This window comes from Fulvimarina thalattae, from assembly GCF_040239565.1.
Classification (GTDB): Bacteria; Pseudomonadota; Alphaproteobacteria; order Rhizobiales; family Rhizobiaceae; genus Fulvimarina.
Window position 1 is genome coordinate 1 of the sequence record NZ_JBEHWS010000044.1, and the last position, 4,371, is coordinate 4,371.

Genomic DNA, 4,371 nt, shown 5'->3' on the forward strand with positions numbered 1-4,371 from the left:
GGCCTGGAAATCGATCACACAGGATCAGCTCTCAGCCGAAAACCCCATAGTCCCGTTCCAGCATCCCGCAGGTTCGTTCTTCGCGGACTTTCGTACGCCTCGCGGCGCCCGAAACTCTTCAAGAAAGCCGAATGGCAGCTTTGAGCGTTCACTCCGGGGTTAGCTGCCGTTTGAATCAGCAAGGATCTTGTCTGTGATTGTGCCGCAACTCCGCATTGCGCGACCAACGAACAATCTGGAAGTGCTGCTTCCCTTCTACAGAGATGGTCCCGGTTTGCGCGTTCTCTTCCGGTTTGAAGGTCACGAAGGGTTCGATTGAGTCATGCTTGGCTCGCCAACCGCGCCGTACCGCATCGGAGTCGACCCTCAAGATCGAGAAGCTTGTCGGCTAATCCGATTATCACAGAGTTTGGCAAAGTGCGTAAACGGATTTCCAGCAAACATGAGCGGCAGGGATGGGTTGGAGAAATTCCAAACCGCATCGCGTAAAATGATGCGTTGAAGCCTTATTTCGTAACTGTCTCGATCGACGCGGCCCATTGCTTCGACACGCCGGACAGCGGGATCAGAGCTTCGTAAACGGACATTCCCAACTCCGTCACAGCATATCCGTTCGGCGTTTGCTCGACGAACCCGGCCGCCTGAAGCTCTTTCAGGCGTGAGTTGAGAACCGCCGGCGAAATCGTTTCGCAAGCTTCTTGAAGTCCTCGGAACGTGGAAGCGCCCCGCTCGCTGAGCGTCCACAGAACGCCCATCGCCCATCGACGGCCGAGCAGATCGAACATTGCCATGATCGGACTGCCTGAGCGTGAACCCCGGACGGCTTTGCCCGGAACCGGAATCTGCGTCATGCGACCTCTTGCTATCGAAAACATAGCGCGCTACGAATTACGTAGCATCGTGGTATGGGAAACGCATAGTGAACGCAAAGGATTTCGGCCTTTGGCTCCTTCTCGCATGGCTTTGGGGAAGTTCGTTTCTCGCGATAGGGATCGGCGTGACGACGATGCACCCGTTCTCTCTGGTCTCCGCTCGTATGGTGATCGGCGCACTCTTTCTGCTTGTGGTTCTCGGCATTCGCGGCGGTAGCCTCGGGCTCGGCGTGACGGGTTGGGCCACGGCGCTCGTCGTCGGTCTGTCGGGTAACGTCGCGCCGTTTCTCCTGATCAGCTATGCCGAACAGAGCGTCCCGTCAGGCGTTGCGGCGCTGATCATGGGCATTGCTCCGGTGGTCACGCTCACTGTCGCCCCGCTCACCCACGAAAGCGAGGTTCTGACCCGATCCAAGATGATTGGTGCCGTGATCGGATTTGCCGGTATCGTCATTCTGGTAGGGCCCAATGCCGTCGAGGGAGTGGGCGGCGATCTACTGCCCAGGCTTGCGCTCACGGGCGCTGCGCTCTGCTACGCCTTCACAGCGCTGTTCTCGCGGCGGTTCCCCTACCCAAATCCCCTCTCGATGGCAGCGGCATCAGTTCTGATCGGTGCGATCCTGATTACTGCACTTACGGCATTGACCGGCACCTATTCTTTCTCCGAAATATCGCCGGAATCCGCACTCGCCGCGATCTATCTCGGCGCTGGTCCTACGGCGCTGGCAGCGTTGATCTACTTCACGCTGATACCCCGTGTTGGTGCCGGACGACTTCAACAGGTCAATTACGTCGTACCGGTGCTCGGCCTCGTTCTCGGCGTCATGTTTCTTGGGGAACGGCCGACATGGAACGCGATCAGCGCCGTCCCCGTCATCCTCGTTGCCGTTTGGTTCGTTGCAGGGGGACCAAAGAAGCCGGCCACGACAGACAAGATGGAACGTCATTCGTCGTAATGCAGATCTCATTCTGATCTGTTGCCAACAGCGGTACGAAGCACTGGAAAGCTCGCCCAGAATCCTAACTTTGGTTTATTGGTGAATGGTAGGTTTTGGGGCAACGCTTCGACCGCTGGTATGTCACTACTGGGTCGAAACCGGCCGATCGCCCGACCTGAAACAGAACTGCCAATCCTGTTTCAGAATCGGCATCTAGGCGCTCGGCTTTTTCGATGAATGCTCGACTATCATAGCCAGCATATCGACAGCTTCTCGACTAGAGTGGGCTTTGCTGAGAAGCGGAGCGCCCATTGACCTTGCAACATTGTAGCCTTCGCTTCCCTTCGCCGTGTAGAAGATGAATGGACGCTCGTCCGCAGCCATGCGCTCTGCGACATGAAAACTCGCACCGTCGAGAAGTTCGACATCCAGCAGAGCGGCATCCGGCATATCGGTCGTCAAGGCCTCTAACCCCTCAGCGCAGGTCCGGAACGGTCCAATGACGGTGCCGTTTCTGTCCTCGATCATCATCGACAAGTCTGCTGAGACAAGAGCATTGTCTTCAAGCAGTAGAATGGTTTTTCCAGTAAAACTCACCGACGGCGCTCCTACCCATCGATCTCTTCGTATTCATCCGTCATGTCGAACACACGGACCGGGAGTCTCAAACTTGCGCGCAAGCCGTCTTGTTCCCATTCGCGCTTAAACACACCTCCAAGACTGCGAACGAGCTTGTCGATCAGTTGCGATCCAGATCCGTGACGTTCTGGATGACCTGCTACCACCGGACCGCCTGTTTCCTTCCAAACGATCGATGCTTCGGCGCTCTTCTTAAGAGAGCCTTCCGGATTATCATGCTCAGTCACGGTCCATGAGATCGAGACGCTGCCCTGGACAGTCGTAAGTGCTCCGTATTTCGCAGCGTTGGTCGCAAGCTCGTGTAGCATCAGTGCTGTAGCGCTCGCCTCGGTCTGACCCATTCGTAGTTTCTGACCGGTCAGCACGAAAGGCTCGTGGTCGTCGGTATAGGGATCGAGAACCGCCTTGCAGAGCGCATCGAAGAGAACACCGTGTTTCGAGGAAGCGAGCCCGATCGTCAGCGAATGCGCTCTCGCAAGCGCTGCAATGCGTTGCTGGATAGACGCCGCGAGATCTTCAGTATTGTCGGCAAGCCGCGACGATAGATTTACGATGGCCGGCACAACGGCGAACAGATTCTTGATCCGGTGATCGATCTCATTGCGTAAAAGCTCCGACTTTTCGAGTGCGGCCTTGAGATCGTCCTCGGCTGTCTTTCGACGCGTGATGTCGACCACGACGCCAGAGAAGCGTGTCGGTTTACCGTGTTCATCGTAGAAGCAGCGACCGCGTCCGAGAAGCCAACGGTGTCGGTCCGAGCCTTTGACCCCGTATTCGTGCTCGAAAGGTTCGCCGGTTTGGACTGCCTTGGCGGTCGCTTGCTTCAGTTCTTCTCGGTCCGCTTCGTCGACATGCTCGAAAAAGGCGTCAACGGGAAGCCCCTCGGCCGCCGCTGAAGGATCGAGACCGAACGCGATCGCAAACCCTTCGTTGACCGCCAGCACGTCGTTTTTCACGTTCCAATCGAATGTCCCGATAGCGCTTGCCGCCTGAAGCGCATAGCTGAGCCGTTCGTGCTCACGCATCTGAGAGAGACGGAATTCAACTGTTTCGGAGATGTCGTATTGCGAGCCAAAGAAGTACTGGACCCGACCATCGGCCCCGAAAATCGGTCCGATATGGAGTGCGTTCCAGAACGGCGAACCATTCTTGCGGAAGTTCAGGATCTCGAACTGTCCGGAGCGTTCCGAAGCGACGCATCGAGATAGTTCACGAACAGTCATTGGTTCGGTTCCCACCCCCTGAAGGAACCGGCAGTTCCTTCCAAGAACTTCTTCCTTAGGATAGCCAGTCAGTTCCAGGAACGCGTCGTTACAGGCGACAATCGGATTGTCATCCAGAGACGGGTCCGTCAGCACGATCGCCGAACGGGCACGTTCGAAGAGCTGCACCAAGGTTTCATCGGCCAGAGTACCGATCTCAATTTCGGCGGAAGAGTTGGAACTGATAGTCAAGGTAATTATAGATCCGGTTCAGCGAAACATTCATCGTTCGAGATGAAACCGAACGGAATCTGATATTTCTCGCGTAGTTTCGACCCGAGGATTTCGAAGGTATTGCACCGAAGGGAACGTGAGACCACCCTTTTTTGGCGAAATGGTCCGCGAGTTTATTGTTGCGTTCGGATCAAACGTCGTTCCGTCTTATACGTTCCCGTCACGGGAGCCCGCAGTTCTTCGGCTCCCGATATATATTCAATGTCGAACGGCTCGGTTTTGAAACACTTCCGCTTTATTCTGTTTCAGAGCTGAATGTCCGCTTCTCGGTTCGAAAATATTCACCCGAACGGCTGGGATGGGTCGAAGAACGAACCCGCTTCCGCGGGAGGGCGCCTGTCTCTTCGTTCACGGATTTCATAAGGAAGATCACGTTCTGATTGAGCGTCGCCCGGTGCGGGCAGACGATCCTGGCTCCCTTTACCC

The 4,371-nt window shown here is 56.1% G+C and carries 6 protein-coding genes; 2 read left to right on the plus strand and 4 right to left on the minus strand.

The annotated features are described in order from the left end of the window. Nucleotides 1-199 precede the first annotated feature (199 nt). Nucleotides 200-319 carry a hypothetical protein gene (locus tag ABRA89_RS20485; RefSeq protein ID WP_463671327.1) on the plus strand — a complete coding sequence of 40 codons (120 nt, stop codon included), beginning with the start codon at nt 200-202 and terminating at the stop codon, nt 317-319. Nucleotides 320-506: 187 nt separating this feature from the next. On the opposite strand, the gene ABRA89_RS20075 is transcribed toward ABRA89_RS20485, so the two are convergent. Beyond that, nucleotides 507-851, minus strand: a complete 345-nt coding sequence (locus tag ABRA89_RS20075) for a winged helix-turn-helix transcriptional regulator (RefSeq protein ID WP_349943281.1) — start codon at nt 849-851, stop codon at nt 507-509. Nucleotides 852-919: 68 nt separating this feature from the next. Between ABRA89_RS20075 and ABRA89_RS20080 the strand changes: the two genes are divergently transcribed. Beyond that, a complete protein-coding gene (locus ABRA89_RS20080) occupies nt 920-1,828 on the plus strand; it encodes a DMT family transporter (protein WP_349943282.1) in 909 nt (302 codons plus the stop codon). Between the two features lie 195 nt (nt 1,829-2,023). On the opposite strand, the gene ABRA89_RS20085 is transcribed toward ABRA89_RS20080, so the two are convergent. From ABRA89_RS20085 to ABRA89_RS20095, 3 genes are all read right to left on the minus strand, one after another. Then, the gene (locus ABRA89_RS20085) at nt 2,024-2,407 is read right to left on the minus strand and encodes a response regulator (RefSeq protein WP_349943283.1); all 384 of its coding nucleotides are present in this window, start codon (nt 2,405-2,407) and stop codon (nt 2,024-2,026) included. An 11-nt stretch (nt 2,408-2,418) separates the two neighbouring features. Then, entirely contained in the window at nt 2,419-3,903 is a 1,485-nt protein-coding gene (locus ABRA89_RS20090; protein WP_349943284.1) for a PAS domain-containing protein, read from the minus strand. Between the two features lie 277 nt (nt 3,904-4,180). Continuing rightward, nucleotides 4,181-4,371: hypothetical protein (locus tag ABRA89_RS20095; protein WP_349943285.1), on the minus strand; the 191-nt coding region annotated here is incomplete at its 5' end.

Excerpts from the sequence above, each read along its gene's own strand:
- ABRA89_RS20075 (WP_349943281.1), bottom strand. The coding sequence starts at position 851 with ATGACGCAGATTCCGGTTCCGGGCAAAGCCGTCCGGGGTTCACGCTCA.